Annotated in this window: 27 protein-coding genes; all 27 read right to left on the bottom strand. The window is 62.1% G+C overall.

The features are described from left to right. Window positions 1-47 precede the first annotated feature (47 nt). The gene (gene flhB / locus PM2_RS17435; protein WP_028699354.1) at window positions 48-1,190 is read right to left on the bottom strand and encodes a flagellar biosynthesis protein FlhB; all 1,143 of its coding nucleotides are present in this window, start codon (window positions 1,188-1,190) and stop codon (window positions 48-50) included. A 2-nt stretch (window positions 1,191-1,192) separates the two neighbouring features. After that, window positions 1,193-1,969, bottom strand: a complete 777-nt coding sequence (fliR, locus tag PM2_RS17430) for a flagellar biosynthetic protein FliR (protein ID WP_028699353.1) — start codon at window positions 1,967-1,969, stop codon at window positions 1,193-1,195. 7 nt (window positions 1,970-1,976) lie between these two features. Next, on the bottom strand, window positions 1,977-2,246 hold the full coding sequence (gene fliQ, locus PM2_RS17425; RefSeq protein WP_016711779.1) for a flagellar biosynthesis protein FliQ: 270 nt from the start codon (window positions 2,244-2,246) through the stop codon (window positions 1,977-1,979). 21 nt (window positions 2,247-2,267) lie between these two features. After that, window positions 2,268-3,023: a flagellar type III secretion system pore protein FliP gene (gene fliP / locus PM2_RS17420; protein ID WP_016711780.1), complete on the bottom strand. Its 756-nt coding sequence runs from the start codon at window positions 3,021-3,023 to the stop codon at window positions 2,268-2,270. Continuing rightward, window positions 3,023-3,457 carry a flagellar biosynthetic protein FliO gene (fliO, locus tag PM2_RS17415; RefSeq protein WP_016711781.1) on the bottom strand — a complete coding sequence of 145 codons (435 nt, stop codon included), beginning with the start codon at window positions 3,455-3,457 and terminating at the stop codon, window positions 3,023-3,025. Before fliO ends, fliP begins: the two co-directional genes overlap by 1 nt. Window positions 3,458-3,469: 12 nt before the next feature. Then, window positions 3,470-3,937, bottom strand: a complete 468-nt coding sequence (fliN, locus tag PM2_RS17410; protein WP_025753835.1) for a flagellar motor switch protein FliN — start codon at window positions 3,935-3,937, stop codon at window positions 3,470-3,472. Between the two features lie 47 nt (window positions 3,938-3,984). After that, window positions 3,985-4,953: a flagellar motor switch protein FliM gene (fliM, locus tag PM2_RS17405; RefSeq protein ID WP_012273501.1), complete on the bottom strand. Its 969-nt coding sequence runs from the start codon at window positions 4,951-4,953 to the stop codon at window positions 3,985-3,987. Window positions 4,954-4,962: 9 nt separating this feature from the next. Further along, complete coding sequence (gene fliL, locus PM2_RS17400) at window positions 4,963-5,460, bottom strand: flagellar basal body-associated protein FliL (protein WP_025753836.1); 498 nt, start codon at window positions 5,458-5,460, stop codon at window positions 4,963-4,965. 194 nt (window positions 5,461-5,654) lie between these two features. After that, window positions 5,655-6,911, bottom strand: a complete 1,257-nt coding sequence (locus PM2_RS17395; protein ID WP_028699352.1) for a flagellar hook-length control protein FliK — start codon at window positions 6,909-6,911, stop codon at window positions 5,655-5,657. 72 nt (window positions 6,912-6,983) lie between these two features. Then, window positions 6,984-7,331, bottom strand: a complete 348-nt coding sequence (locus tag PM2_RS17390) for an Hpt domain-containing protein (RefSeq protein ID WP_028699351.1) — start codon at window positions 7,329-7,331, stop codon at window positions 6,984-6,986. A 48-nt stretch (window positions 7,332-7,379) separates the two neighbouring features. Continuing rightward, window positions 7,380-9,071: a fused response regulator/phosphatase gene (locus tag PM2_RS17385; RefSeq protein ID WP_028699350.1), complete on the bottom strand. Its 1,692-nt coding sequence runs from the start codon at window positions 9,069-9,071 to the stop codon at window positions 7,380-7,382. An 8-nt stretch (window positions 9,072-9,079) separates the two neighbouring features. Further along, the gene (locus PM2_RS17380; protein WP_016711787.1) at window positions 9,080-9,385 is read right to left on the bottom strand and encodes an STAS domain-containing protein; all 306 of its coding nucleotides are present in this window, start codon (window positions 9,383-9,385) and stop codon (window positions 9,080-9,082) included. Between the two features lie 113 nt (window positions 9,386-9,498). After that, window positions 9,499-9,951 (bottom strand): flagellar export protein FliJ, encoded by a 453-nt coding sequence (fliJ, locus tag PM2_RS17375; protein WP_016711788.1) that lies wholly within the window; start codon window positions 9,949-9,951, stop codon window positions 9,499-9,501. Window positions 9,952-9,957: 6 nt separating this feature from the next. After that, window positions 9,958-11,313 carry a flagellar protein export ATPase FliI gene (gene fliI, locus PM2_RS17370; protein ID WP_016711789.1) on the bottom strand — a complete coding sequence of 452 codons (1,356 nt, stop codon included), beginning with the start codon at window positions 11,311-11,313 and terminating at the stop codon, window positions 9,958-9,960. Beyond that, on the bottom strand, window positions 11,303-12,082 hold the full coding sequence (gene fliH / locus PM2_RS17365) for a flagellar assembly protein FliH (protein ID WP_016711790.1): 780 nt from the start codon (window positions 12,080-12,082) through the stop codon (window positions 11,303-11,305). The genes fliI and fliH overlap by 11 nt, the downstream gene beginning before the upstream one ends. 161 nt (window positions 12,083-12,243) lie before the next feature. Continuing rightward, window positions 12,244-13,263, bottom strand: coding sequence for a flagellar motor switch protein FliG (fliG, locus tag PM2_RS17360; protein WP_003254434.1), 1,020 nt, complete (start codon window positions 13,261-13,263; stop codon window positions 12,244-12,246). After that, window positions 13,256-15,034 (bottom strand): flagellar basal-body MS-ring/collar protein FliF, encoded by a 1,779-nt coding sequence (gene fliF / locus PM2_RS17355; protein WP_028699349.1) that lies wholly within the window; start codon window positions 15,032-15,034, stop codon window positions 13,256-13,258. Before fliF ends, fliG begins: the two co-directional genes overlap by 8 nt. Window positions 15,035-15,049: 15 nt before the next feature. Further along, a complete protein-coding gene (gene fliE, locus PM2_RS17350; RefSeq protein ID WP_016711792.1) occupies window positions 15,050-15,382 on the bottom strand; it encodes a flagellar hook-basal body complex protein FliE in 333 nt (110 codons plus the stop codon). Between the two features lie 132 nt (window positions 15,383-15,514). Beyond that, on the bottom strand, window positions 15,515-16,870 hold the full coding sequence (locus PM2_RS17345) for a sigma-54-dependent transcriptional regulator (RefSeq protein ID WP_028699348.1): 1,356 nt from the start codon (window positions 16,868-16,870) through the stop codon (window positions 15,515-15,517). Beyond that, window positions 16,870-18,087, bottom strand: coding sequence for a sensor histidine kinase (locus PM2_RS17340; protein ID WP_016711794.1), 1,218 nt, complete (start codon window positions 18,085-18,087; stop codon window positions 16,870-16,872). The genes PM2_RS17345 and PM2_RS17340 overlap by 1 nt, the downstream gene beginning before the upstream one ends. Before the next feature lie 188 nt (window positions 18,088-18,275). Continuing rightward, window positions 18,276-19,751: a transcriptional regulator FleQ gene (gene fleQ / locus PM2_RS17335; protein ID WP_028699347.1), complete on the bottom strand. Its 1,476-nt coding sequence runs from the start codon at window positions 19,749-19,751 to the stop codon at window positions 18,276-18,278. Between the two features lie 167 nt (window positions 19,752-19,918). After that, on the bottom strand, window positions 19,919-20,215 hold the full coding sequence (fliT, locus tag PM2_RS17330) for a flagellar protein FliT (protein WP_016711796.1): 297 nt from the start codon (window positions 20,213-20,215) through the stop codon (window positions 19,919-19,921). A 14-nt stretch (window positions 20,216-20,229) separates the two neighbouring features. Beyond that, on the bottom strand, window positions 20,230-20,625 hold the full coding sequence (fliS, locus tag PM2_RS17325) for a flagellar export chaperone FliS (RefSeq protein ID WP_003257284.1): 396 nt from the start codon (window positions 20,623-20,625) through the stop codon (window positions 20,230-20,232). A gap of 134 nt (window positions 20,626-20,759) precedes the next feature. Then, window positions 20,760-22,160: a flagellar filament capping protein FliD gene (gene fliD, locus PM2_RS17320; protein WP_028699346.1), complete on the bottom strand. Its 1,401-nt coding sequence runs from the start codon at window positions 22,158-22,160 to the stop codon at window positions 20,760-20,762. 78 nt (window positions 22,161-22,238) lie between these two features. Beyond that, window positions 22,239-22,598, bottom strand: coding sequence for a flagellar protein FlaG (locus tag PM2_RS17315; protein ID WP_028699345.1), 360 nt, complete (start codon window positions 22,596-22,598; stop codon window positions 22,239-22,241). Window positions 22,599-22,669: 71 nt separating this feature from the next. Next, entirely contained in the window at window positions 22,670-23,512 is an 843-nt protein-coding gene (locus PM2_RS17310; protein WP_028699344.1) for a flagellin domain-containing protein, read from the bottom strand. Window positions 23,513-23,762: 250 nt separating this feature from the next. Next, window positions 23,763-24,271: 3-oxoacyl-[acyl-carrier-protein] synthase III C-terminal domain-containing protein (locus PM2_RS17305; RefSeq protein ID WP_042132198.1), on the bottom strand; the 509-nt coding region annotated here is incomplete at its 5' end.

Below are 24,271 nucleotides of genomic sequence, written 5' to 3'. Positions count from 1 at the left end.
GCGCGGGCGGCGCTCGATCTAACACCACACAAACATCACCAAACGCTTCAACTGTCGCGCCGCAGGTCTGGCGGGATCGGCAGGTCGTCTTTCAGCGGCTCTGGCCGTTTGCCCTTGCCCGCACGGTACTGGCGGATCTGGAACACATAGGCCAGCACCTGCGCTACCGCCAGGTAAAGGCCTGCGGGGATTTCCTGCTCAATTTCGGTCGAGTAATAGATCGCCCGCGCCAGTGCTGGCGATTCGAGGATCTGTACCTTGTGCTCCACGCCGATCTCGCGGATTTTCAAGGCAATGAAATCGGTACCCTTGGCCAGCAACAGGGGCGCCACTGCGCCCTTCTCCGGGTCGTATTGCAGGGCCACCGCGTAGTGCGTCGGGTTGGTGATGATCACGTCCGCATCCGGCACCGCCGCCATCATGCGCCGTTGCGAAGCCTCGCGCTGCAACTGGCGAATACGCTGTTTGACCTCGGGCTTGCCTTCGGTGTCCTTGTACTCGTCGCGCACCTCCTGCTTGGTCATCTTCAGCTTGTTGTGCGCCTGCCACAACTGGAACGGCACATCCGCCGCCGCAATCAGCAACAACCCGGCCGCCATCCACAGCGCGCTCCAGCCGACCACCTGAACACTGTGAATGATCGCTTGCTCCAAAGGCTCGTTGGCAATGGAGAGCAACGCCTGGCGGTCGTTGACCAACACCACTATCGCCACCACCAGAATCACGAAAAACTTTGCAAGCGCCTTCAACAGTTCGGTCAGGGCATTCACCGAGAACATGCGCTTGATCCCCGACAACGGGTTCATGCGGCTGAACTTCGGTTGCAACAGGCTGCCGGAAAACAGAAAACCACCCAAGGCGATGGGTGCGACAAAGGCGATCACGAACAACAGGATCAGTATCGGCTGTACCGCCCAGATGGCCATCTTGCCCGAGGCCAGAAGAAAGGCGCCCATGGCGCGCTCGTCGACGATGATGTCGCGGGTCAGGCTGAAGTTCATGTGCATCATGGCCAGCAAGGTCTCAGCCAGATGCCCACCAAACGCCAGCAAGCCACCTGCGCCAGCCAAGGTCACCGCCACGGTGTTCAACTCTTTGGAGCGCGCGATCTCGCCCTTCTCGCGGGCTGTGCGCTTGCGCTTTTCAGTGGGTTCTTCTGTCTTGTCCTGACCGCTCTCGCTTTCCGCCATGCTCAGCGCGCCCTCGCCAATTCACGCAGCCATTGCAGCGCTTCGCTGGCCAATGCCTGGTAGTGGGAGAGGATATCGGCCAGGCCGACCCAGAAAATGGCCATGCCCATGACCAAGGTCAACGGAAAGCCGATCGAGAAGATATTCAACTGCGGCGCCGCGCGGGTCATCACGCCAAAGGCGATGTTCACCACCAGCAGCGCAGCGATCACCGGCAGGATCAACAACAGACCGACACCGAACACCCAGCCCATGCGCCCGGCCAACTCCCAGAAGTGGTTGACCACCAGCGCACTCCCCACCGGCAAGGTGGTAAAGCTCTCGGTCAGCACCTCGAACACCACCAGGTGCCCGTTCATCAACAGGAACAGCACGCTCACCAACATGGTCATGAACTGGCTGATTACCGCGACGTTGACGCCGTTGGCAGGGTCGACCATCGAGGCAAAGGCCATACCCATCTGCACCGCAACAATTTGCCCGGCAATCACGAAGGCCTGGAACAGCAGTTGCAAGGCCATGCCAAACAGAGCACCAACGATGATCTGCTCGACGCACAGCAGCAAACCACGCAGGCTCAGCGGGTCGAATTCGGGCAGCGGCGGCAATGCCGGCACGATCACCACGGTAATCGCCACCGCCACGTACAGGCGCACCCGCGCCGGCAACATGCGGGTGCCGAAAATCGGCATGGTCATCAGCACCGCAGTTACTCTGAACAACGGCAGGATGAAGGTGGCGACCCAGGTGCCGATCTGCGTATCGGTCAGTTCCAGCATCGCTGCGTCAACCAATCAGCTGCGGGATGCTGGTGTAGAGACTGGTGATGTACTCCATGAACTTCTGCACCAGCCACGGCCCGGCAATGATCAGCGTGATCAGCATTACCAGCAGGCGTGGCAGAAAGCTCAGGGTCTGCTCGTTGATCTGCGTGGCGGCCTGGAACATCGCCACCATCAGGCCCACCAACAGGCTCGGCACAACCAGCACCGCGACCAGTAAAGTGGTCAGCCACAGGGCATCACGGAACAGGTCGACAGCAACTTCAGGTGTCATCGGCGGCTCTCCTTGACGGCGTCAGACGCCGCCGAAACTGCTGGCCAAAGTGCCCATGATCAGCGCCCAGCCATCCACCAGCACGAACAGCATGATCTTAAACGGCAGCGAGATGATCAGCGGCGACAGCATCATCATACCCATGGCCATCAGCACACTGGCCACCACCATGTCGATGATCAGGAACGGGATGAAGATCATGAAGCCGATCTGAAACGCGGTCTTCAACTCGGAGGTGACGAACGCCGGCACCAGAATGGTCAGTGGCACCTGATCGGGGCCGGCGATGTCGGTGCGCTTGGACAGGCGCATGAACAGGTCGAGGTCGCTTTGCCGGGTTTGCGCCAACATGAAGTCCTTGAGCGGCCCCTGGGCTTTTTCGATGGCCTGCTGGGCGGTCATCTGCTCCTTCAGGTACGGCTGCAGCGCGTCCTGGTTCACGCGTTCGAACACCGGGGCCATGATGAACAGGGTCAGGAACAGCGCCATGCCGTTGAGCAACTGGTTCGAGGGCGTCTGCTGCAGGCCCAGGGCCTGGCGCAGGATCGAGAACACGATGATGATGCGGGTGAAGCTGGTCATCAGGATGACGAACGCCGGGATGAAGCTCAGCGCAGTCATGATCAGCAGGATTTGCAGGCTGACCGAATACTCCTGCTGCCCGTCCGGGGTATTGGACAGGGTAATGGCCGGGATCGACAGCGGGTCGGCAGCCAGGGCCAGCGGCGCAGCCAGCAGCAGCGCCAGAGTCAACAACGTACGCAGCGCGCCGCTCATCACTTGTTGTCCTTAGGGTTTTTGCCCATCAACTCCATCAGCCGCTGAGCAAACTCCGGCGTTGCCTGACGAGCGCCATCCGGCACATCCACGGGTTCGGCCATAACATGCAGGGCCTCGATGCTGCCCGGGGTATGGCCGATCAGGATCTGCTCCTTCCCCACCTGCACCAGCAGCAGGCGGTCACGCGGGCCAATGGCCCGGCTGCCGACAATCTCGATCACCTGCCCGCCCTTCACTGCCGTGCTCTGCAGGCGCCGCAGCATCCAGGCCAGGAAGAAGATCAGGCCCACCACCAGCAACAGGCCGAAAACCATCTGCGCCAGCTGCCCGCCGAGGCTGCCAGGCGGTGTCGCCGGGGTAGCTGCCGGCGTGGCCGCGGCCAGGCACGCGCTACTGGCCAGCAGCACCGCCAACGCCGCAAGGGCGCGCATTGTGCCCTTCACTCAGCGCAGCTTCTTGATACGTTCGCTGGGGCTGATCACGTCGGTCAGGCGGATGCCGAACTTCTCGTTGACCACCACCACTTCGCCATGGGCGATCAGCGTACCGTTCACCAGCACGTCGAGCGGCTCGCCGGCCAGGCGATCGAGTTCGATCACCGAACCCTGGTTCAACTGCAACAGGTTACGGATATTGATCTCGGTGCTGCCCACTTCCATGGAAATGTTCACCGGGATGTCCAGGATCACGTCCAGGTTCGGGCCTTCGAGGCTGACGTTTTCGTTCGGCTTCGGCGAGCTGGCGAACTCTTCCATCGGCAGGCGGCCCGGGCCGCTGGTGCTGCCAGTGTCACCGCCCAGCAGTGCATCGATATCGGCCTGGCCGGCCGCGCCGGTTTCTTCCAGGGCCGCAGCCCACTCGTCGGCCAGCGCCTGGTCCTCTGGGGAGGTGATCTCGTTTTCGTTAGCCATGGTTTCCTCGACAGGCATTCAATTCGTTATGAGCGACCGGCACGCCGTCAGCGGCGCTCGATCGGGTCGATGATCTGCAGGGCCAGGTTGCCCTTGTGCGAACCCAGCCGCGCCTTGAACGCCGGCACGCCATTGGCGCGCAACACCAGGTGCTCGGGCAGCTCCACCGGGATCACGTCGCCAGGCTGCATGTGCAGGATGTCGCGCAGCTTCAACTGGCGCCGGGCGACCGTGGCGGTCATGGGCACCGCCACGTCCAGCACGTCTTCGCGCAGGGCCTTGACCCAGCGCTCGTCCTGGTCGTCCAGGTCGGACTGGAAACCGGCGTCGAGCATTTCGCGCACCGGCTCGATCATCGAGTACGGCATGGTTACGTGCAGGTCGCCGCCGCCGCCGTCCAGCTCGATGTGGAAAGTGGACACCACCACCGCCTCGCTGGGGCCGACAATGTTGGCCATGGCCGGGTTGACCTCGGAGTTCATGTACTCGAAGGTGACCGGCATGATGGCCTGCCAGGCTTCCTTGAGGTCGACGAAGCACTGGTCCAGCACCATGCGCACCACGCGCAGCTCGGTCGGCGTGAACTCACGGCCTTCGATCTTGGCGTGGCGGCCATCGCCGCCGAAGAAGTTGTCCACCAGCTTGAACACCAGCTTGGCGTCGAGGATGAACAGCGAGGTGCCACGCAGCGGCTTGATCTTGACCAGGTTGAGGCTGGTGGGCACGTACAGCGAGTGCACGTATTCGCCGAACTTCATCACCTGCACACCGCCCACGGCCACGTCGGCAGAACGGCGCAGCAGGTTGAACATGCTGATACGGGTGTAACGGGCGAAGCGCTCGTTGATCATTTCAAGGGTCGGCATGCGACCCCGTACGATACGGTCCTGACTGGTCAGGTCGTAGCTTTTGATACTGCCAGGCTCGGATGCACTCTCGGTCTGCACCAGCCCGTCGTCGACGCCGTGCAACAGGGCATCGATTTCATCCTGGGACAGCAGGTCCTGTACGGCCATTGCGGACTCCTACTGCAATACGAAATTGGTGAACAGCAACTGGTCAATGACCGGCTTGCCGACTTCCTTCTGGGCCACTTCCTGCACCACCGCAGTGGCCTTCTGACGCAGCATCTCCTGCCCGACCGGGCTGCTGGCCAGGGTGTCGAAGCCTTGTCCGGAGAACATCATCACCAGGTTGTTGCGAATCACCGGCATGTGCACCTTCAGCGCATCCAGGTCGGCCTGGTTGCGCGCCTGCAGGGTGATGCTCAACTGCATGTAGCGCTGGCGGCCGTTCTGGTTGAAATTGACCACGAAGGCCGGGGTCAGCGCCTCGTAGATGGCCGCAGGCTTGACGTTGCTGGCCGCAGGCTCGGCGGCCGGGGCCGACTCGCTCTTGTGCATGATGAACCAGGTAGCGCCCACCGAAAGGCCGATCGCCAGCAACAGGCCGACGACAGCCAGCAGGATCAGCTTGAGTTTGCCTTTAGTGGCGGGGTCTTTGACTGCTTCGCTCTTCGCCATGCCAATAATCCGTCGTCCATCGGGGGTTCAAGGGAGGATGGCTTGGCTTGAGCAAGTGTTATGCCAGTTTTGGCTTGAGAAAGAGTGGGGCAGGCATGGGTTCGTCTTGGGAGGTGTGTCGCCTGCGAGATCGAGCGCCGCCCACGCGGCGCTCGATCTCACAGGCACCCGAAGAACCAAGGCGTGCCCCTGCATCAGGCGTAGTAATCGACCGCACTGTCACCAATAACGACCTGTTGCTCCACAGGCCGGGCGCTGTCTGCAACCTCACCCCCACCCTGCTCCCCCCGCCGCGCGGCCACGCCGGACAGGTTACTGCCCTGCGCCTGCCCCTGCTGCTGTTGCTGCCCGCGCGACTGGTCGGCGACGTTGACATCCGGTTGGGCCAGCCCCTGCTGGGCAAACAGCTCGCGCAGGCGGTGTACCTGGCTGTCGAGGGCGTCACGCACACCGGCGTGGCCACTGATGAAGGTGACCTGGGTCGACTGGTCCGCCGCAACATTGACGCGAATGTCCAAGCGGCCCAGCTCTGCGGGCTCCAGCTGGATGTCTGCAGATTTCAGGTTCTGGCTGGACAGGTACATGACCCGGTTGACCAAACCTTCCGCCCACGCACCCTGGTTCATCGGCAACGGCTGGTGCAACGGGCTGGCGCTGGCCGGAACGGCGCTGGCGGTCTTGGCCGTGGCAGCCTGGGTCAGGCTGGCCAGGCGGTTGGCGAAATCATCGACACGGGTGTCGCTGCTGGCGCTCTTGGTGTCCTTCAGGCCATCCTCAAGCAAGGCACCAAAGGCCTTGTCGCCAGACTCTCCCGCCTCACCCTCGGCACTCTCGATCAGATTCGCCAAGGTATTGACGGCTACCTGGCCCTCCTCCCCCTGCGCCTGGGAAGGGTCAAGGGCATGCGCCGACGTAGCCCCCTTGGCTTGAGCACTCTGCTCCAGCGCCAGGCGCAAGGTCGGCAGGTTGGCCAGAGGGTCTGCATCCGGGTCGAAAGCCTCTTCGGCGGAAGGCTCCTCGGGCAGCGCGCCAACCTGCGCCGTGGCGGCCTGCAGCACCGGCGCTACCGCCTCGGCCTGGGCCTGGATCAGTTGCGCACCGGGCTGGGCGTCGGTGACCTGGCCGGCCACCAGGTTGGCATCACGCACCCCGGTATCGGCCTGGGACGCATCGTCTGCTGGCAATTTGTTGCCGTCATCGGCAACAGCCGTTTTATCAGCCGGGTCTTTCTTGCCGTGCGCTGGCGCCTCAGGTTTGTCCTTGGGCTTGGCCTGAGCGACTTTGTCGTCCTGCGAGGCTGCCTTGTCACGCCCCTGCCGTGCCATCACCTGGCCAAAGCCGTCGCCCTTGTCGCCCAGCGCCTGCAGCGGTTTGTCCGCCTGTGCGGTGGCAGAGCGCGAGGCACTGGCAATGGCGTTGGCTTGCAACAAAGGGTTGGGTGTGACAGGCATCGAGCGGTCTCCGCGCCAGAAACAAAAGAATAATCCGCTCAGAGACACGCAAGACTCGCGCCAAGTTGTGTATCAGCCTGATGAAATACGTTGCTGCTCACCACGGTAGAAGCGCTGCACCTCGACGAACTCCTGGTCGATACGGCTGATCAAGTCTTCGATACCGTACAGCGGGGGGCGCCGTGCGCGCTCTTCCAGCTGCTGACACAGGCCGGCCAGGGCAACAGCCCCCATGTTGCTGCTGCTACCCTTGAAGCTGTGGGCGGCCGCACCCAGCTCTTCGGCGCTTTTGGCCGCGTGCAACTGGCCCAGCCGCCGCTCGGAATCGTCGAGAAACGTCTGCACCAACTGCAGGTAGCCATCCTCCATGACCTCACGTAGGTCACTGAGTACCTTGTGGTCAATATGCATGTCAGTCACTTGCTCACTCCTTGATCAAGCCAGATTATGCCCGAGCCAGCCAGTGGCTCACCATACGAACGCCACATGCGCGCAACGCCCGCCTTCACTCCAGCGCGCATCGCTGGCCAACCGCCGCACCAGGTTCAGGCCACGCCCGCTCAGCCCCTGGTCCAACGAAGGCCGCGACAGTACCCGCTGCACATCGAAACCCGCACCGCTGTCGCGGACCTCGATACTCAGACGCCCGCCATCGGCAAGCGGTTCAACCTTGAAATCGATACGCACAAAGCCGTCTGTCAGCACGCCCAGGCGCCGGGCGCGCTCCTGATAATAGTCGGCAAAACCCTGCACATCGCGCTTGAGCTGCGAGTCCAGCCCTAGCACACCATGCTCCAGAGCATTGGAATACAGCTCGCTGAGGACGCTGTGCAAGCTGCCGGTACGCGCACGAAGCCCATGAATCTCCTGCAACAACTGCACCAGGTAAGGAATCGGGTTAAAGCACTTCAGGCTCTCGCCGCGCACTTCGAAGCCCAGCGACCAGTCCTGCGGGCTGAAGCGACCGCTATCAGCGTGGATCATCGGTGCCGGCACCCGCTCTTCGGCGCCGAACATGCGGATGTCACACAAACTGATGTCGTCGCGCGGGTGCCCGCCAAAGCGCGCCAGGGCCTGCATCACTTCGTCGAACAACCGCACCGGGTCGCGGTTGTCGGCCAGCACCGCCAGCAGGCGCTGCACACCGAACAGGCGCTCCTGATCGTCCGCCGTGTCGAGCACGCCGTCCGACAGCAGCAACAGGCGCTCACTCGGCGCCAAGGGAAGCACCTCGGTGCTGTCATCAAAACGCTCGGCAGCCAGAATACCCAGCGGCAGATGCCGCGAGCTCAGCGCTGACAGCACCTGGCCATCCACCGACAGCCGATAGCCATCGGGCATACCGCCATTCCACACTTCCACCGAGCCGCGCTGCACACTGAGGTTGAGCAGCATCGCGCAACAGAACATGTCCACCGGCAGGATGCGTTTGAGCTTGGCGTTCATCTCGCGCAGGATCGGCGCCATGCCGTAACCCTTGGCGGTCATGCCGTAGAACACCTCGGCCAGCGGCATGGCGCCAACCGCCGCTGGCAGGCCATGGCCGGTAAAGTCGCCCAGCAGCACGCGCATGTCACCGCCCGGGGTGAACGCAGCCAGCATCAGGTCACCGTTGAACAGCGCATACGGCGACTGCAGGTAGCGGATGTTGGGCGCAGAAAGGCAACCGGAGTGGGCCACCTTGTCGAAAACAGCCTTGGCCACCCGCTGCTCGTTGAGCAGGTGATGATGGTGCCGGGTGATCTGGTCACGCTGCTCAAGCACAGTGGCTTGCAACCGGCGCAACCGGTCCATGGCGCGGATCTTGGCAGCGAGGATCACCGCGCTGTAGGGCTTGGCCATGAAGTCATCGCCACCCGCCTCAAGGCAGCGCACCAAGCCTTCCTCTTCGTTCAGCGACGTCAGGAAAATGATCGGCACCAGTGCCTCGCCGGCCAGGGCCTTGATCTGCCGCGCCGCCTCGAAGCCGTCCATTACCGGCATCAGCGCGTCCAGCAACACCAGCTGTGGGCTGCGCTCCTGAAACAGCGCCACTGCCTGCTCGCCGTTTTCTGCGGTGAATACCTGGTGGCCCTGGCGACGGACAATCTGCGCCAGCAGCAAGCGGTCGGCGGCACCGTCCTCGGCGACCAGCACGGTCAACGGCTGTTCGGCCGGCATGTCGGCGCTCAACTGATATCGAAGAGTTTTTCGAAATTGGAGATGGCGAGTATCTTGCGCACGTCGGAGCTGGCATGCACCACCCGCACATCCGACTCATCGCCACCCGCGTGGTCGCGCAGCAACAGCAGCATGCCGAGCGCGGAACTGTCGAGGTAGGTGGTGTCTTTCAGGTCGACGATCACCGAATCGGGGCGATCGGGCTGGCGTTCGTAGGCGTCTCGAAATTCCTGATGTTTGCCGAAATCGAAGCGCCCCTTGATCTTGATCGTCAGCTTTTTCCCGTCCTGCGAAAAGTCAGTCTCGACTGCCATGCTAGCGATTCCTTCGATGATGGCGGATGCAACTCCATTAAGGTTTAGCAGGCGATGGTCGGGCTCGCAAGCCTACAGGCGGCGCACACCGAGCTGTGGGAGCCAATACGAATTCAAATGTGGTGCTGACGCGGCAGTCGCTGGGACAGCTCATCCAGCAAGCGCTGCTCGCGCTTGTCTTCCGCCCGGCGGGCTTCATCCATGTAACGCTGCACCAGCTTGCGCAATCCCTCCACCCGCGCATAGGCCTGCTGCCAGGTACCACGGGCGTTGTTGAGGTTGTTCTGGTGCCACACCAGGCTCTGGCGCTGCTGGGTCATGGCCGTTTCCAGCTGCCCCAGAAAACGCTGGTAGTTCACCAGCCAGCTGCCATTCACGCCTTGCCCGCCACGGTTGATCCACTGCAGCTGGTAGTCCTCGCGAAAACGCTCCAGCTCGGCCAACTTGGCCTGGGCCGTGGCCACCTGCTGCTGGAAGTGCCCAAGGCGCTGAGCGGCCTTGCGCTCGGCCTCTTCGGCCATGTCCACCACCGGCGCCAAGCGCGCGGCGCGTCCGGGCAGCGCCATGGCCTATCAGCCTGCCGGGGGCGTGAAAATCGCCCCCAGCTGTTCGCGGCTCTGTGCCATGCCCACGTTTTCACTCAGCCCTTGGCGCAAGAATTCCACCAGCTTTGATTGCAAGGCAATGGCCAGGTCGGTTTCCGGATCGCCGCCGGCCACATAGGCTCCTACGCTGATCAGGTCGCGGCTTTGCGACAGGCGCGACCACAGCTGCTTGAACTTCTGCGCCTGGCGCAAGTGGTCGGCATCGACAACCTGGGGCATCACCCGGCTGATGGACGCTTCGATGTCGATGGCTGGGTAATGGCCTTCCTCGGCCAACCGGCGCGACAGCACAAAGTGACCGTCGAGCACGCCCCGGGCCGAGTCGGCGATCGGGTCCTGCTGGTCGTCGCCCTCTGACAGCACGGTATAGAACGCCGTGATCGATCCACCGCCCGGCTCGCCATTGCCCGCCCGCTCCACCAGTTTGGGCAGCTTGGCGAACACCGATGGCGGATAACCGCGAGTGGCCGGCGGTTCGCCGATGGCCAGGGCGATTTCCCGCTGGGCCTGGGCAAAACGGGTCAAGGAGTCCATCAACAACAGCACATTCTTGCCCTTGTCGCGGAAGTACTCGGCGATGCGCGTGCAGTACATGGCCGCGCGCAGACGCATCAGCGGCGCATCGTCTGCCGGCGACGCCACCACCACCGAGCGCTTGAGGCCCTCTTCACCGAGGATATGCTCGATGAACTCCTTCACTTCGCGGCCCCGCTCACCGATCAGCCCAACCACGATGATTTCGGCTTCGGTGAAGCGGGTCATCATGCCCAGCAGCACAGATTTACCCACGCCGGTACCGGCAAACAGGCCCAGCCGCTGGCCACGGCCAACGGTAAGCAGACCATTGATGCTGCGAATACCCACGTCCAGCGGCTTGCTGATGGGGTCGCGGTTGAGCGGGTTGATCACCGGGCCGTCCATCGGCACCCAATCCTCGGCCTTCATCCCGCCCTTGCCATCCAGCGCGCGACCGGCACCGTCGAGCACGCGGCCGAGCATGCTCATGCCCATGGGCAGACGTCCGCCGTCGTCCAGCGGCACCACCCGCGCCCCCGGTGCAATACCGACGATGCTGCCCACCGGCATAAGGAACACCTTAGGCCCGGCAAAGCCCATGACTTCGGCCTCGACCTGCACCGGGTGGTAACTGTCGTCGTTGATCACCAGGCAGCGGCTGCCCACCGCAGCACGCAGGCCTTCAGCCTCCAGGGTGAGCCCGACCATGCGCAGCAGGCGGCCTTCGACGACGGGCTGGGCCGGCAGCGCGATGGCCTCGGCATAACTGCCCAGGCGCTTGCCGAAGCTGGTGCGTTCAAGGCGCATCAGGGGTATCCACCGGGCCGGCCAGATCTACCGCGATATCCGGCGCTGCCGGGTGCAGTGCATGGTCGTGCAACTGGTCGAACAGTTGTGCCACGGCTTTTTCGATGCGTGTTTCCATGGTTGCATCGATACGGCTGTGAAGCGTCTCGATACGGCAACCACCTGGCAGCAGTGCACTGTCTTCCAGCAGCCGCCAGCTTTCCTCATGGCGTTCGCGCAGGGCCTTGGCCAGCTCGAAATCCTGCGGGTTGAGGTGGATACGGATATTGTCCGCCCCCATGGGCAGCAGCTTGAGCGCTTCGCGCAGCACTTGGGTGATCTGACTGGAATCGCTGCGCAGCTCGCGGCCGATCACCTGGCGAGTCATGTGGGCCACCAGATGCACCAGTGTTTTCTCGATTTGCGTGTCCTGCTCGGCGATCGGCTCCATCAGGTTGGCCATCAGCCGCTCAAGGCTGTCCAGCTTGGTCTTCAAGGCCTCTTCGGCCTCCTGGCGGACCTTGAGCTGGGTGCTGTGAAAACCTTCACGCTCACCGGTGGCAAAACCCTCGTTGTAGGCCTCTTGCCGGATCGCTTCGAGTTCTTCCAGGGTCAGCGGCTGGACTTCTTCCAGCGGCACTTCCTCGACTTCCTCGATGACCTCGGGTTCAGGCTCAGGCTCCGGTTCGGGCTCCGGTTCCGGGTCGAAGCTGGGCAGCGCCCACACGTCCACGCCCTCAAGGTCGCGGGCGCGGATCAGGTCGCTGGGGTGATGTTCTTTGGTGGACATGTTTTCAGGTACTCAAAACCCTATTCAATAGGGAGACGGGTTTGACCCCTGTGGGAGCGGGCTTGTCCCGCGAAGCAGGCGACGCGGTGTATGGCACCGGCGTTGCCGGTGTTCGCGGGGCAAGCCCGCTCCCACAGGGCCCCTCAAGGCCCGCAAGCGACTTAGATCATTTCCTCGGCGCCTTTGCCGCCGAGCACGATCTCGCCAGCCTCGGCCATACGCCGGGCAATGGTAAGGATTTCCTTCTGTGCCGTTTCCACGTCGCTGACCCGTACCGGCCCCTTGGCCTCCAGGTCGTCGCGCAGCAGCTCCGAAGCACGCTTGGACATGTTCTTGAAGATCTTGTCCTTGACCCGCTCGTCGGCGCCCTTGAGCGACACTACCAGCACGTCGGACGACACTTCACGCAACAGCGCCTGAATACCGCGATCGTCGACGTCGGCCAGGTTGTTGAAGACGAACATCAAGTCCTCGATCTGCTCCGACAGGTCGCTGTCGATTTCGCGGATCGCGTCCATCAGTGCACCTTCCACGGAGCTATCGAGGAAGTTCATGATGTCGGCAGCACGCTTGATGCCGCCCAGGGTGGTGCGTGCTGCGTTGGAGTTGCCCGAGAACTGCTTCTCGAGGATCTGGTTCAGCTCCTTCAACGCCGCAGGCTGCACGGTGTTCAGCGACGACACGCGCAGGACGATGTCCAGGCGCACCTTGTGGTCGAAGTTGCTCAGCACTTCACCGGCCTGGTCCGGATCGAGGTAGGCCACCACGATGGCCTGGATCTGCGGGTGCTCGTAGCGGATCACGTCGGCGACAGCACGCGGCTCCATCCACTTCAGGCTGTCCAGGCCGCTGGTGTTGCCACCGAGCAGAATGCGGTCGACCAGGCCATTGGCCTTGTCCTCGCCCAATGCCTGGTTGAGCATCTTGCGGATGTAGGCATCGGAACCCACGCCCAGACTGGTCTGATCGCCGACGATATCGACGAACTCGCTCATCACCTGTTCCACCTGGTCACGGTGCACATTGCCCATCTGCGCCATGGCCACACCCACCCGCTGCACCTCCTTGGGCCCCATGTGCCGCAGCACCTGGGCCGCATCGGTCTCGCCCAGCGAAAGCAGAAGGATCGCCGCCTTGTCGACGCGGCTCAGCTTGGCGGTAACGGCTCGGTTATCACTCATCGGCGTTGATCCACTCTTTCACGACCTGGGCAACGCGGCCCGGGTCTTCGGCCACCAGGCCTTTGATTGCGTTGAGCTGTGCCTCGTAACCCTCGCTCGGGCTAGGCAGCAGAATGCTTGTCGGGCCACCCAGGCTGACGCGGTCGTTGGCCAGTTCGCCATCCAACCCCACCATGCCGCCCAGCTCCATGTCGCTATCCGAGGCAGCCTGCTTGCCGCCCCCTGTGATGTTGTTCAGCACTGGCCGCAGCACACCGAACACCAGCACCAGGATGAACACAACGCCCAGCACCTGCTTGACGATGTCCCAGAACCACGGCTGCTGATAGAAGGCGATATCGGCAATTTCTTCGCCACGGTCGGCGGCGAACGGTACGTTGATCACCGTCACGCTGTCGCCACGGCTGGCATCGAAGCCGACCGCATCCTGCACCAGGCGGGTAAAGCGCGCCAGGTCCTCGGCACCCCACGGCGCACGGGTGGTGTCGCCGGTGGCCGGGTCGATCTTGACCTGGTCGTCCACCACCACCGCCACCGACAGGCGGGTCATGCGCCCCTGCTGCTGGCGGGTGTGGCTGATGGAACGGTCCAGCTCGAAGTTCTTGGTGCTTTGCTGGCGCTTGTCCGACGGGTACGGCGCGAGCATTGGCTGACCGGTGGCCGGGTCCATGATCTGCTGGCCGTTGGCATCCACCAGCGGCTGGCCAGGCTGGATGGCCGCGGCCGGGGTAGCAGCGCCACCGGTGGTTTGCGGCGCCGAGGCTGCGCCAGGTGGCTGGTTGCTCAGTGCACCGGGCACACCTTGCGGGCCTTGGCTGCTGGCGCGTTGCTCATCGACGGATTGCTCGCTGCGCAGCGCTGGCTGGTCTGGGTTGAACTGCTCGGAGGTGGACTCCACCGCACTGAAGTCCAGGTCCGCCGACACTTCGGCCTTGTAGCGGTCGTTGCCCAGCACTGGCTGCAGGATGTTGTGCACACGCTGGGTGAGCAGGCTTTCCACCCGGCGGCTGTAGTCGAACTGCTTGCCGGCCTGGGTGAGCGCGGAGTCCTGGATCTGTTCGGACAGCAGGTTGCCCTTCTGGTCGACCACGGTGACCTGCGATTTGTCCAGCTCTGGCACGCTGGTGGCGACCAGGTTGACGATGGCCATCACCTGCCCGGCTTCCAGGGCACGGCCCGGGTACAGCTCGACCAGTACCGAGGCGCTGGGCTTTCGTTCGTCACGCACGAACACCGAGCTTTTCGGGATGGCCAGGTGCACGCGTGCGCCCTTGACATTATTCAGGCTGGAAACGGTACGCGCCAGCTCACCTTCCAGGCTGCGGCGATAGCGGATGGCCTCCATGAACTGGCTTGTGCCCAAGCCCTGCTCCTTGTCGAGCAGCTCGAAACCCACGTTGCCGTCGCTCGGCGCCACCCCGGCGGCGGCCAGCTTCAGGCGCGCACGGGAGAGATCGTCGGCTTTGACCAGCAGAGCACCCGAGTTGGGCTCCACGTTGTAAGGGATGTCAGCAGCGGCCAGGGTGTCCATGACCTGCTTGGTGTCCATGCCCGACAGGCTGCCGTACAACGGACGATAATCGGGTTGTTGCGACCACAGCACCACGGCAAAGCCGATCGCCACGCTGGCCGCCAGGCCGACCATGAGGCCGATCTGCCGCAGCATGGGCATCTGTGCGATATTTTCCAGGAACGACATACCGAGCAGCGGCCGCTTGGCCGCTGGTGCGCCAGTCTTGGCAGGGGGGTTGTCGACGACTGCTTCAGCCATGGTTTACTTCCGTCCTCAAACCGGCATCTGCATGATGTCCTGGTACGCCTGGACTACCTTGTTGCGCACCTGGGTCAGGGCCTGCATCGACACGCTGGCCTTTTGCGAAGCGATCATCACGTCCGTCAGGTCGACGCCGCTCTTGCCGATTTCGAAGGCATTGGCCAGCTGGGTCGAGGCCTGCTGCGTCTCATGCACCTTGCCGATGGCCTGGCCGAGCATGTCGGCAAAGGTACTTTGCCCCGGCGCCAGCTCCGGGGCAGCAGTGACCTTCGGCAACGACATGGCATCGGCCTGCATGGCCCGCATGTCCAGCATCAGACGATTGAATTCAACACCTTGGCTCATGACCCTTCTCTCTCCTGCGGCCGCATTTTTTTGACGCTCATGCGGCGAATAGCCTACGTAAAGCAACAAAGGTGCCAGCCTTGGCAACCCAGCCCTTCTGGTCTTTGACAGGGTCGCCGTGGAGGCGGCCCGTCACCCGAACAGGCTGGCCTCTACATCGAACCCGGCATCACGCATCTGTGCCAGCTTGTAGCGCAGGGTGCGCGGGCTGATCCCAAGGCGTTCGGCCGCCTCTTTGCGCCGGCCGCGCTCGGCGCGCAAGGTGTCGATGATCATCTGGTACTCGTGGCGGCGCATGTCATCACCCAGCCCGCCGGCCTCAACAACCCCTTCAGGTGAGGGCACGGTGCCGGCCGACAATGGAATGGCGCCTTCCAGACAAAAATCCGCCGCCTCGATCACCCCACCCTGCTGCAGGATCAGCGCCCGCTGCAGGGCGTTGTCCAGTTCGCGCACGTTACCTGGCCAGGCGTGCGCCTGCAGGCAGGCCCGGGCCGCGGCCGAGAGGCGCACCGGAGCATGCCTCATCTTGGCCACATGCCGCGCCAACAGGCGCTCGGCCAGCTGCAGGATGTCGCCCGGGCGTTCACGCAGCGGGCGCCAGGCCAGCGGGAACACCGACAAGCGGTAATACAGGTCTTCGCGGAAGCGCCCGGCCGCCACCTCGCCTGCCAAGTCACGGTTGGTGGTGGCCAGCACACGAATGTCGAGACTGATGGGCTTGCGCCCGCCTACCCGCTCCACCTCGCGCTCCTGCAGTACACGCAGCAGCTTGGCCTGCAAGGCCATGGGCATTTCCGAGATTTCGTCGAGCAACAAGGTGCCGCCTTCGGCCTGTTCGAACTTGCCTGCCTGGGCAGCGATAGCGCCGGTGAAGGCGCCCTTCTCGTGACCGAACAGAGTAGCCTCGAGCATATTGTCGGGAATCGCCGCGCAGTTGATCGCGACGAAGGGCTGCGCGGCACGGGGCGACTGCTGGTGAATGTAGCGCGCCAGCACTTCCTTGCCAGTACCGGACTCGCCGGAAATCAGCACGGTCGAGTCACTGCGCGCCACACGGGCGGCCAACTCCAGCAACTGGCGGCTGGCCGGCTCGCAGGCCACCGGGCCTTCTTCGCCGCTCATGCGCCCGGCGGCATGCCGCTCGACCAGGCTGAGCAACGCCTTGGGCTCGAAGGGCTTGACCAGGTAGTCGGCAGCGCCCTGGCGCATCGCCTCGACCGCACGCTCGACGGCGGCGTGTGCAGTCATCAGCAACACCGGCAACTGCGGTTGCTGGCGGCGCAGCTGGCTGAGCAACTGGTGCCCGTCCATGCCGGGCATGTTCACGTCACTGACCACCAGGCTGAAAGCGTCTTCCTGCACAGCCTCCAGCGCTTCTTCGGCACTGCCCACCGCTTGGTAAGCAAAACCGCCGATTTCCAGGGTATCGCCCAGCGCCTGGCGCAATACGCGGTCGTCCTCGACCAGCAGCACCTTGATTGCCATCACACCCCCTCCGCCAATTGCCCGTCGATCAAGGGCAGCTCTACCCGCACGCAAGTACCACGGCCCACTTTCGAGCGCAGGCTGATCCTGCCCTGGTGTGCGCGCACCACAGCCTTGACCACGGCCAGGCCCAAACCGGTACCGGTGGCCTTGGTGGTCAGGAACGGCTCACCCAGGCGGCCGAGCAAATCGGCATCGATACCGCTGCCAGCATCGCTGACGCACAGGTGCAAGGTGCGTTCACGGCGGTACAGGTGCACCTTCAGCCGTGCCTGCCCGTCGCCGGCCTGCAGGGCATTCTCGACCAGGTTGAGCATGGCCCCCACCAGGGTGTCGCGATTGCACAGCAGCTCACCCAGGTGGCTGTCACACTGCCAGCGCACAGCATGCCCCTGCACATGCACCTGGGCCGCCTGCTGCAGTGCCTGGAACAAGGCTTTCGGGGTTACCCGATCACCCAGCGGCAGCTCGCCACGGGCGAACACCAGCATGTCGCGCACCTGGTGCTCCAGTTCGTGCAAGCGCTCCTTCAGGGTGCCGGCAAAGCGCTGGCGGGTTTCTGCGCTCAGCTGTTGCTCGCTATCGGCCAGATGACTGGCGTACAGCATGGCTGCCGACAGCGGCGTACGGATTTGATGCGCCAGCGAAGCAACCATGCGCCCCAACGACGACAACCGCTCATGGCGCGCCAGCTGGTCTTGCAGGCGACGGGTTTCAGTCAGGTCATTGAGCAGCACCAGTTGGCCGGGCTCGGCGTCCAGCGAACGGGTCGCGATCGACAGGCGACGACCGTCGCGCAACGAGACTTCGTGGCCATCGTCCTTGCGCGGTGCAAAGCTGCGGGCAATCACCTGGCGCCACAGCTGGCCGATCAACGGCTCACCAAGCAACTCGCAGGCAGCCGGGTTGGCTTCACGCACCAGGCCCTGGCCGTCGATCACGATCACCCCGCCGGGCAGCAGGTCCAGCAGGTTTTGCAGGCGGTTGGCCAAGCGCTCCTTCTCGCTGAGTTCGGCGATGCGCTGGGCACTGACCACCGCCAGCTCGCCCTTGAGTTCACTGACCCGGGCTTCGAGCAGGCTGTAGGACTGGCTCAGCTGGCTGGATACCTGATTGAACAAGGCGAAGGCTTGCTCGACACCCTGGCGGCTTTCCTGTTCCACCGGGGTTTGCCCCTGCTGGTAGGGGGCTAGGGGTACGTGGGCGGCCTGGGGCATCGTGCTCTCTCGCGTGGCTGACCGTCATAAAAACGGTATGGTGCCAGCGGTGTAGCAATAGCCGTGCCGGAGATGGGGATTTAACGCATGGCTTGAGATTTGTGGCGGGGCGCAAGTCGAGCGCCGCGCGGGCGGCGCTCGATCTCACAGGCGCCAAAAAGACCAAGGCGAACACCCCCGCCCAGCCCTCAATCCTCCACCTGGTCCTCGCCACCCTGGCGGCTCATGCCGTACTTGCGCATCTTCTCGACCAGGGTGGTCCGGCGAATGCGCAAACGCTCAGCCGCGCGCGCAACGATACCGTTGGCATCGTCCAGGGCCTGCTGGATCAGGCCCTGCTCCAGGCTGCCGAGGTAGTCTTTCAGGTCGAGCCCTTCGGGCGGCAGCATGGCATGGTTGCTGAAGTTCGGTGTATGGCCATTGATCGCCACGCGCTCTTCCAGGTCGCTGCGCAGGCTGTCGACCATCTGCTCGTCTTCATCGTCGACGTAGCGGAACTTCTTCGGCAACTCGGACACGCCAATCACCCCGTACGGGTGCATGATCGCCATGCGCTCGACCAGGTTGGCCAGCTCACGCACGTTACCCGGCCAGCCGTGACGGCACAGCGACATGATCGAGGCAGAGTTGAAGCGGATGGAGCCGCGCTTCTCATGCTCCATGCGCGAGATCAGCTCGTTCATCAGCAGCGGGATATCTTCCACCCGCTCACGCAGCGGCGCCATCTCGATGGGGAACACGTTCAGGCGGTAATACAGGTCTTCACGGAAGGTGCCGTCCTCGATCATGGTCTCGAGGTTCTTGTGCGTCGCGGCGATGATGCGCACATCGATGCTCTGGGTCTTGTTGCTACCTACACGCTCGAACGTACGCTCCTGCAGCACACGCAGCAGCTTGACCTGCATCGGCAACGGCATGTCGCCAATTTCATCAAGGAACAAGGTGCCGCCGTTGGCCAGCTCGAAACGCCCGGCACGGCTGGTGATCGCACCGGTAAAGGCCCCCTTCTCGTGGCCGAACAGCTCGCTTTCCAGCAACTCGGCCGGGATCGCGCCACAGTTGACTGGCACGAAGGGCGCTTCGCGGCGCTTGGAGTGATAGTGCAGGTTACGCGCCACCACTTCCTTGCCCGTGCCCGACTCGCCCAGGATCAACACGCTGGCATCGGTGTCGGCCACTTGCTGCATCATCTGCCGCACATGCTGGATGGCACGACTGGTGCCGACCAGGCTGCGGAACAGATTGGGCTCGCGCTGGCGACCACGCTCACGCGCCTGGTCGTACATTTCACGGTAGACCTGGGCACGGTGCAGCGAATCCAGCAGCTGGCTGTAGCTTGGCGGCATTTCCAGGTTGGAAAGCACGCGACGGCGAAGGTCTTCCGGCAACTCGGCAGAAGAAATTTCACCTAAAAGCAGAACCGGAAGGAACTCATCCCAGGCAGCCACTGTCTTAAGTAGCCCAAGGAGATTGCCCGAGGCGTTCACGGTGCCGACAAGCACACACAACACTTCGCGACTTGAAGACAACGGCTCGACGACTTGCTGCCAGTCTTGGCTTGAGCAAGCGAGGTTTTCTTCGCCGAGAAAATTGAGCACCACCGCCAGGTCGCGGCGGCGTGCGCTGTCGTCGTCGATCAGCAGAATCTTGGTTTCACGCCACATGCAATAGCAACTTCCCTAGTCATATCGGCGCCCTGCGGGCGTGCTCGACATCATTCCGACTGAATGGTCAGTGTTCGGACGTCTGAAATTCGAAAACAGCCACTAGTAAAGTCAAAAAACACCGGTCAGTCAAATTAATGGCGCTCGGCTTTTTGCAACATCGGTGGTCAGGTGAACAAATGGTATACCTTTGCCGCGTTCTTCGCCTGACGGATTTTCGTCATTTCATCGACCAAGGATTGACGCTCACCACTTGCAACCTCGATTAGTTGGCGGTACACGGCCAGCAATTGCTCGAGGCTGGCACTGACATCCGCCTCATTGCCTTTGGCTTCGGACACCATGTCGCCAATGCGCAAGCGGCATTCCAGGTCCAGCTCCCCCACCGCTTCCCAGTTGCGTTCGGCCAGCGCCGCCAGCAGCATGTCCCGGGTTTGTTCGATGCGGGCGATTACTTCGCTCATGTCATGCTCCTTTATCAGGAAGCCGACGACTGATCGCCGATTGCGTCCCAACCTTCCTTCACAGTGATCAGCAGGCGCGCGACCTCGTCGATGATGGCCGGGTCACCCTTGACGTTGGCCTCGATCAGGCGACGGCTCATGTACATGTACAAGCTGTCCAGCTCAGCCAGGCTATCGGCATGATTTTCCAGGTCCAGGCCTTCACGCAGGCCGCCGATGATGTCGATGGCCTTGCCGATGAGGATGCCTCTTTGCGCGATGTCGTTGCGAGCAATTGCTCCCTTGGCCTGCGCCATGCGATCAAGGCCGCCCTGCATGAGCATCTGCACCAGGCGGTGCGGGCTGGCTTCGGACGTCTGCGCTGCGCCGTTGACTTTCTGGTACTGCCGAAGGGCCAACATCGGGTTCATGGATCTGCCTCGTTGCTGCGGTAAAAAGTTGCTTGTACCTGCTGTATCGCCTGTACGTCAAAAAACTTTAGGGGAAAAGCAAAAAGCCCGGGGCGTCTCGCGGACGCCGCCGGGCTTTTGGCATGCTCAGCCGATCAGGATTTCTTGGCCTGGGCGTTGATCGCTTCGAAGATCGAGGTGATCTGGTCGGCCTGGGCTTTCATCTTGCCCAGGGCGGTGTCCAGGGCCACGTACTTCTTGGTCAGCGATTCGGTCAGCGAATCGGTACGGCGATCAAGGGCAGCTTGCTGATCGCTGAGGTTTTTGGCCACTTTGTCCAAGCTCGCCTTGCGCGTTGCCAAACTACCATCAACGCTGTTATACGGGTCGATAGCCTTATTCATGCGCTCGAACAGGCCATTGGTCCCAGTGAAGAGATTCTGCACTTCGCCGCCCAGCTTCTTGTCGTTCATCGCAGCAGTGAACTTAGTGCTATTGAACTCGAGCGTGCCATCTTTCTGGGTATTGATACCCAGCTGGCTCAGCGTAGTCAATTGGTCGCCCGCGCCCACCTCCGACAACACACTGCGAACATCGCGCAACAATGAGCGAGTAGTCGGATCGTTGGTCAGAGAACCCAACACCGTATTACCATCATCATCGGTACTGGTACTGGTCAGCGAAGTAATGGCCTTCTGCAGCGTGTTGTACGCATCGACAAAGCTTTGAATCGAAGTCTTGAGCCCATCGTTGTTGGCAGCGACCGTCACCTTAGTCGTTACGCCAGCAGCACTGGCCCCGGTCAAATCGAGCTTGATACCACTGATAGCATCGCTGATGGTATTCGTGGCGCTCCTCACCTCGAGCCCATCAATCAAGACGACCGCATCCTTGGCGGCAGCAGCGATGTAACCCGCACCGTTGTCAGCCATGGACTTGGTACCATCGATCTCCAGCCCGGCAATGCCACTCACCGAAATATCCGTGCCAGCACCGGTAGTCGTGGAGCCCAGCACCAGGCGCGCGCCGTCGGCACCCGCGATGATATTGGCGGAGATACCGTTTGCACCCAGCTCCTTGTTGATCTGGTCACGAACGCTCTGCAGCGTGGCATCTGCCCCCACCTTGACGATGTAATCCTTGCCGCCCTGACTGATAACCAGATCACCTTCAGGGATGGCAGTCGTTGCCCCGCCAGCAAAGGCCTGGCTCGCCACCTTGGAACCGGTGGCGAGGTTTTTCACTTCAATATTGTAAGTACCCGCCACCGCCGTGTTGCTGGCAAAAGCTTTGACAATGGAGTCGCTCGCGGAAGTGGCAGCAAAAGCATTGAATGACGGCGCGGTCTTGTCATTCAGCTTGGTCATGGCCGTGGTGAATGCCGTGAGCGCACTGCGCAGCGCGCCAACCCCAGAAATGTACGCGGTATTGTTGCTGGTCTGCCGAGTGATCTGGGCCTGTTTGGCTGCAGTATCGGAATTGACCAGAGCAGTCACGATCTCAGTGATATTGAGACCGGAACCCAGACCGGTACTGGGAATAATCGAGCTTGCCATGCTGTTGTCCCTCTCATCAGCGTGTCAGCCCCACTCCTGCGGAGCGACATACACCACTTCATTGATGCTCGCAGCCAATCATACCTTGGCGTCGAACAGAACACTGTTGACATCGCCCAGACTGTGAGCAATCCGCAAGGCCTCTTCCGAAGGCAACTGGCGAATCAGCTCACCGCTGTCACTGGCGATGACTTTGACAACTATCTTGCCGGATTCCTCATCCGTGGAAAATTCCAGATTGCGCTGAGACGCCTTAAGGAACTTTTCGATTTCCGAGACGGCACTTTTAACCTTGACGGCATCGTGCACCGCTTGCAGGTCTTCATGCGCCTCATCGGTTTTACTCGCTTCCGTCGACCGTGCAACCGGTTTTTCGGCAACCTGCTCGGCCGTACGTGCGGCCGGGTAAGACAGGTTCAGCTTGGCGCTCATATCCATGTCCACCACCTCGCAATGAAAAGGCGGGGAAGCGCCTCAATGTGCACTCCCCCGCCAATTACCATCATCGATTACTGAAGCAGCTTCAGCACAGCGGATGGCAGCTGGTTGGCCTGGGCCAGAACAGCGGTCGAAGCTTGCTGCAGAGTTTGCTGCTTGGTCATCTGAGCAGTTTCAGCAGCGAAGTCAGTGTCCTGAACGCGGCCACGAGCGGCCTCGGCGTTTTCGTTGATGTTCTGCAGGTTGTTGATGGTGCTGGTCAGGCGGTTCTGAGCGGCACCCAGGTCAGCACGGGTGCTGTTGATGGTCTGCAGAGCGGAGTCAATGGCGTTTACAGCAGCGCTGAAGTTGGCAGCGATGTCGCTGTCAGCACCGGAAATAGCGATCGAGCCTTTGTCAACCGACAGAGTAGTGGCAGTCAGGTCAGCCAGGGTGATGGTGATCTGGTTCTCGGAACCAGTGTTGGAACCCACCTGGAAGCTCATGGTGACGCTGCTGTTCAGCAGGTTCTTGCCGTTCAGCTGGGTGCTGTTGGCGATACGGGTCAGCTCGTCCGACATCGAGGCGAACTCGGTGTTCAGGGCGATACGGTCCTGATCGCTGTTCGAGGAGTTGTTGGCCTGAACAGCCAGTTCACGCATACGCTGCAGGATGTTGGTCTGCTCTTGCATCGCGCCTTCGGCGGTCTGGGCGATGGAGATACCGTCGTTGGCGTTTTTGATCGCCATAGTCTGGCCACGGATCTGCGAAGTCATGCGGGTAGCGATCTGCAGGCCGGCGGCATCGTCTTTGGCGCTGTTGATTTTCAGGCCGGAGGACAGACGGGTCATCGAGGTGCTCAGTGCATCGGAAGCACGGTTCAGGTTTTTCTGAACGCCCAGAGAGGTGGTGTTGGTGTTAACGGTCAAAGCCATGACGAATTCCTCGTTGGATTGTGTACTACGGCTTCCGGCCTTGGCAATTCGCCGGGTGTGGCACAGAGAACCTTCGTAATAGTTATCTTCGTCAAAGCGGGTTTCTTTAGGGGATTTTCAAAAAAAAATACTAGCATCCTGCCAGCCGAATGAAATCAAGAGGTTGACGCCAGATAACAGGCGCCTGCGGAGTACAAAATCAGAAAAGAAAACGCCGCCTGGAAGCGGCGTCTATGGCAGCGATGAACGGTCAATCGCGGCGTTCGATGATCGCTGACCCCCAGGAAAGGCCCACCCCGAAACCGCTCAGGGCAACGCGCTGGTGCTGCGAACCGAGTACGTACTTTTCCAGCAGCAGCGGAATACTCGACGACACAGTATTACCGGTCTCGACCATGTCCTTGACGAATTTCTGCTTGTGCGCGCCCTCGATAAATCGCGCCGAAACGGCATCGACGATTGCAGCACTGCCCTGGTGCAGGCAATACAAGTCGATGTCGTCAGCCTGCAAATCACTGGCTTCGAGCAACTGCTGCAAGTGCGCCGGCACCTTGACCAAGGCGAAGTTGTAGACCTGACGGCCATTCATGAAGAACTTACCGTCGGTGGTGCGCAGATGCTCGGCACCGGCACCATCGCTGCCGAACAGCGACTTGCCAAGCTGCCAGCAGGCATCCTCGCCCATCCAGGTGGCGGTCGCTGCGTCGCCGAACAGCATGGTGGTGTTGCGATCTTCGGGGTCGACGATCTTCGAATAGG

This window comes from Pseudomonas monteilii NBRC 103158 = DSM 14164 (assembly GCF_000730605.1).
In the GTDB taxonomy this organism is placed as follows: domain Bacteria; phylum Pseudomonadota; class Gammaproteobacteria; order Pseudomonadales; family Pseudomonadaceae; genus Aquipseudomonas; species Aquipseudomonas monteilii.
Note: the sequence above shows the minus strand (reverse complement) of the source record. Positions and strands in the feature narration are given on the sequence as shown.

What these genes read in the sequence shown, in the direction of transcription:
- fliF (WP_028699349.1), bottom strand. Translation starts at nt 15,034, where the DNA reads ATGGCTGAAGCAGTCGTCGACAACCCCCCTGCCAAGACTGGCGCACCA.
- fliN (WP_025753835.1), bottom strand. Translation starts at nt 3,937, where the DNA reads ATGGCTAACGAAAACGAGATCACCTCCCCAGAGGACCAGGCGCTGGCC.
- fliT (WP_016711796.1), bottom strand. Translation starts at nt 20,215, where the DNA reads ATGAGCGAAGTAATCGCCCGCATCGAACAAACCCGGGACATGCTGCTG.
- flhB (WP_028699354.1), bottom strand. Translation starts at nt 1,190, where the DNA reads ATGGCGGAAAGCGAGAGCGGTCAGGACAAGACAGAAGAACCCACTGAA.
- fliS (WP_003257284.1), bottom strand. Translation starts at nt 20,625, where the DNA reads ATGAACCCGATGTTGGCCCTTCGGCAGTACCAGAAAGTCAACGGCGCA.
- PM2_RS17385 (WP_028699350.1), bottom strand. Translation starts at nt 9,071, where the DNA reads ATGCCGGCCGAACAGCCGTTGACCGTGCTGGTCGCCGAGGACGGTGCC.
- fliO (WP_016711781.1), bottom strand. Translation starts at nt 3,457, where the DNA reads ATGCGCGCCCTTGCGGCGTTGGCGGTGCTGCTGGCCAGTAGCGCGTGC.
- fliM (WP_012273501.1), bottom strand. Translation starts at nt 4,953, where the DNA reads ATGGCCGTACAGGACCTGCTGTCCCAGGATGAAATCGATGCCCTGTTG.
- fliG (WP_003254434.1), bottom strand. Translation starts at nt 13,263, where the DNA reads ATGAGTGATAACCGAGCCGTTACCGCCAAGCTGAGCCGCGTCGACAAG.
- fliR (WP_028699353.1), bottom strand. Translation starts at nt 1,969, where the DNA reads ATGCTGGAACTGACCGATACGCAGATCGGCACCTGGGTCGCCACCTTC.
- PM2_RS17395 (WP_028699352.1), bottom strand. Translation starts at nt 6,911, where the DNA reads ATGCCTGTCACACCCAACCCTTTGTTGCAAGCCAACGCCATTGCCAGT.
- fliL (WP_025753836.1), bottom strand. Translation starts at nt 5,460, where the DNA reads ATGGCGAAGAGCGAAGCAGTCAAAGACCCCGCCACTAAAGGCAAACTC.
- PM2_RS17310 (WP_028699344.1), bottom strand. Translation starts at nt 23,512, where the DNA reads ATGGCTTTGACCGTTAACACCAACACCACCTCTCTGGGCGTTCAGAAA.
- PM2_RS17315 (WP_028699345.1), bottom strand. Translation starts at nt 22,598, where the DNA reads ATGGATATGAGCGCCAAGCTGAACCTGTCTTACCCGGCCGCACGTACG.
- PM2_RS17345 (WP_028699348.1), bottom strand. Translation starts at nt 16,870, where the DNA reads ATGGCAATCAAGGTGCTGCTGGTCGAGGACGACCGCGTATTGCGCCAG.
- fliJ (WP_016711788.1), bottom strand. Translation starts at nt 9,951, where the DNA reads ATGGCGCTGCCCGGACGCGCCGCGCGCTTGGCGCCGGTGGTGGACATG.
- fliE (WP_016711792.1), bottom strand. Translation starts at nt 15,382, where the DNA reads ATGAGCCAAGGTGTTGAATTCAATCGTCTGATGCTGGACATGCGGGCC.
- fliQ (WP_016711779.1), bottom strand. Translation starts at nt 2,246, where the DNA reads ATGACACCTGAAGTTGCTGTCGACCTGTTCCGTGATGCCCTGTGGCTG.
- fliH (WP_016711790.1), bottom strand. Translation starts at nt 12,082, where the DNA reads ATGTCCACCAAAGAACATCACCCCAGCGACCTGATCCGCGCCCGCGAC.
- PM2_RS17380 (WP_016711787.1), bottom strand. Translation starts at nt 9,385, where the DNA reads ATGGCAGTCGAGACTGACTTTTCGCAGGACGGGAAAAAGCTGACGATC.
- fleQ (WP_028699347.1), bottom strand. Translation starts at nt 19,751, where the DNA reads ATGTGGCGTGAAACCAAGATTCTGCTGATCGACGACGACAGCGCACGC.
- fliI (WP_016711789.1), bottom strand. Translation starts at nt 11,313, where the DNA reads ATGCGCCTTGAACGCACCAGCTTCGGCAAGCGCCTGGGCAGTTATGCC.
- fliD (WP_028699346.1), bottom strand. Translation starts at nt 22,160, where the DNA reads ATGGCAAGCTCGATTATTCCCAGTACCGGTCTGGGTTCCGGTCTCAAT.
- PM2_RS17340 (WP_016711794.1), bottom strand. Translation starts at nt 18,087, where the DNA reads ATGCCCCAGGCCGCCCACGTACCCCTAGCCCCCTACCAGCAGGGGCAA.
- fliP (WP_016711780.1), bottom strand. Translation starts at nt 3,023, where the DNA reads ATGAGCGGCGCGCTGCGTACGTTGTTGACTCTGGCGCTGCTGCTGGCT.